Source organism: Lactobacillus sp. UMNPBX1, assembly GCF_002554085.1.
Taxonomy (GTDB): domain Bacteria; phylum Bacillota; class Bacilli; order Lactobacillales; family Lactobacillaceae; genus Lactobacillus; species Lactobacillus crispatus.
Genome location: NZ_PCZI01000057.1, coordinates 1 through 594 on the forward strand (window position 1 = coordinate 1; position 594 = coordinate 594).

General features: G+C 35.2%; 2 pseudogenes. One reads left to right on the plus strand and one right to left on the minus strand.

Features of this window, described 5'->3' with window-relative positions:
- Window positions 1-166 (plus strand): annotated as a pseudogene (locus CP352_RS10750) (ATP:cob(I)alamin adenosyltransferase); the annotation flags it as partial.
- A gap of 67 nt (window positions 167-233) precedes the next feature.
- Here CP352_RS10750 and CP352_RS10755 read toward each other — a convergent pair.
- A pseudogene (locus CP352_RS10755) lies at window positions 234-594 on the minus strand (hypothetical protein); the annotation flags it as partial.

The window sequence follows — 594 nt, forward strand, 5'->3', positions numbered from 1 at the left end:
ATTGGTCAAATTAAGTTTAAATGAACAGGAATTATCAGATGACGTATTAAAATACCTCAATCGATTATCTGATTACCTTTTCACCCTTGGACGCTATGCCAACGTTTTAGATAACTACACCGAAATAAAAAGTAAAAAACGTGAACCCAATAGAATTAATGGATAAGAAAAAGTCGGATGACCTAATATGATCATCCGACTTTTTTCAATCCCACAAAATAAGATTATGTTAGTTAGCTTTCTTTCTTCAAGACTTCTTTCCTAATTTCCATGAACTTAGGAGCATCAGTAACTTTTAATTTTGGAAAGCTCTTCAAGTAGCGCTTATGATTCCAGCTTAATCGTTGCGGTTGTAATTCATCATAGTGCTGCATCACTGAGTGGTGCCAATCACCAACCCGCAATTTTCCTTTCTCAGGCATATGACTTTCTACTTTAGTTCTAACTCGTTCAATAAAGTGGTTAATATGCACATCCCACATCTTAGTTGTAGTATGGAATCTCTCGACACTGATTACTGTTAATACTAAGTCAATACCCATAATAATGGTAATACCCACAGCTAGCCAGCCATGAGTTATCTTTTCTTCATTA